1 protein-coding gene is annotated in these 1,904 nt (G+C 57.8%); it reads right to left on the bottom strand.

Annotated features, from left to right (window positions below; translation table 11 throughout):
* Nucleotides 1-87: 87 nt before the first annotated feature.
* Complete coding sequence (locus tag E1H13_RS27580) at nucleotides 88-1,692, bottom strand: DUF6399 domain-containing protein (RefSeq protein WP_240966877.1); 1,605 nt, start codon at nucleotides 1,690-1,692, stop codon at nucleotides 88-90.
* Nucleotides 1,693-1,904: the final 212 nt, after the last annotated feature.

Genomic DNA, 1,904 nt, shown 5'->3' with positions numbered 1-1,904 from the left:
GTAAAGCTGAGTTGTAACGGAGAGATCTGAGCCTGTTGAGCGGCTTGCATCATTAAGCATCGCACAGACCAGTGGGCGGGTATCAACTTAAGCCGAGACAGGTTGACTGTGCCAGGGATTGGGCTGTTGTGACGAAGAAGACCGTCTAGGTCTGGGTAACTCCGTAAAGGTACTCAAGACAGACTCAAAGAGGTCAGGAAAGGGATGGCCAAAGAGCCGCTGAGCCGCCGTCGTCCCATCCGGGCGCTGAAGGTCAAAATTATGGAGGATTGTCAGCACAGTCAAAGCCTGGGGCGACAATCCCCGAGAGACGTGATGCCGCTGGGCGAGATAACCATTGCGGCCCTCCACGGCAGAGGAGGTGCGCTGATAGTTGGCACACATCCGTCGTCCCCATTGTATCCAGGACTCCAGTGCCTCCGGCTGGAGGGTCACGGTGAGTTCAGCCGCCATCACCGCGTCAAAGGCCTCACTGGCGGCCTGCCGGTAGCAATGCTTGAGGTGAGGGGTACGCGTTTTGTCGGCTTGTTGAGACCAATACAGCCAGGGCAAGAGGACGGTTAAGACCCAGGATTGCACCTCAGGGTCTTGGGTCTGAGCCGATAGAGCTTGGCTGACCCAATGCCACCAGGCGTGAACCCCTTGAGCGAGAGCCGGGATCTGGCGTTCAAAGGTAGCCACCGCCGCCGCCGCCGCCGCTCCACCATAGTCGGTAGCCAAGGTGTTTAGCGCGGGCAGCAGAGCGCTCAGGCGAGTCGAGAGGTCGGTAGCCAGTTGCCATTCGCCGGTTTCTAGGTCGAAAGGATGCACGCTCAGAGAGATGGTTTGCCGGGTCTGACGGTAACGGTGTTGGTCATCGATGACCCGCTGTTGCTGGTGAATCACCGCGTCATACTGAGCCTGAAGGGCCGTCCGTGTCTCGTCATCAGCGACTTGACTCAAACGGTGCAGCAGGTGCTGGGCCTGCTTCTCCACCTGCGCCAACGACTGCCCCAAACTCCGTCCTAGCGGTCGTCCCAGGTTGCGCAGGGTATGGAATAAGTCCGCTACACTGACGGTGCCTAAGCCGGTCGTGGCCAGTTTAATCAGCGCCCGAGCCTCGTCGCTGACTAGCGCATGACACCGCCATCCCGCCGAGTCCCACCCCGCTGGGAGCTGCGATTTCCAGGTGGTATAGGTGCGCTCTTCGGTTTCAACTTCGCTGAAAATAAAGCCGCTGGCCAACTCCATTAGCACCAGAATCGGTAACCCAAAGAAGGTCTCATCGCTCCCCAGCCAGACCCCTTGGCCCTCAATCGGTTGGCAGTCCTCGGCTTGGGCGCTGTCGTAGTCTACGATGGCCGCTTCCACCCGATGCTTAAGCTGTCGGAGTGCTGTGGGTGAACTGCCGACGTGGGTGTCCAAATGAATCGCTTTGAAAAACGCCGATAGGCTTTCGGCCCCGACCCCTTGCTTAATCCCGAAGTGATACACCACCGCAATCACCAGCCGCACCAGCCACTGGTATCCCACGGTACTCTCCCACCACCCCGACTCAGGATGCTGTTCAGCCCGCTCTATCGCTTGCCGATGGCGATGGACACTACTGCGGTTCAATCCTGTCGCCTCAGCCACCACGCTCAGGGCCACTCGTCCCTGCATTTTCAGAAATTCGGCCACCTGTTGTCGTCGCTCTCGTATAGTGAAAGTCATCGTTCCCGATTTGAATTCGTACCGGTAACGATACCGGGCTCTGGGCACTGCCGCAGAGCCTTTTATCTATTCTCAATAGGGTGCTTATTGATACGTTGCACCAAATATCCCTTTGTTACGCCTTACGTTGATACCCCAGTGGGCCAATAACCAGCCATAGATTTCTTGAATCACCAACCGAGGTGTCTTGGAGCGCACCGGCACTTTGCGAC

The sequence above is a fragment of the Nodosilinea sp. P-1105 genome (assembly GCF_012911975.1).
Lineage (GTDB): Bacteria > Cyanobacteriota > Cyanobacteriia > Phormidesmidales > Phormidesmidaceae > Nodosilinea.
Note: the sequence above shows the minus strand (reverse complement) of the source record. Positions and strands in the feature narration are given on the sequence as shown.

Excerpts from the sequence above, each read along its gene's own strand:
- E1H13_RS27580 (WP_240966877.1), bottom strand. The coding sequence starts at position 1,692 with ATGACTTTCACTATACGAGAGCGACGACAACAGGTGGCCGAATTTCTG.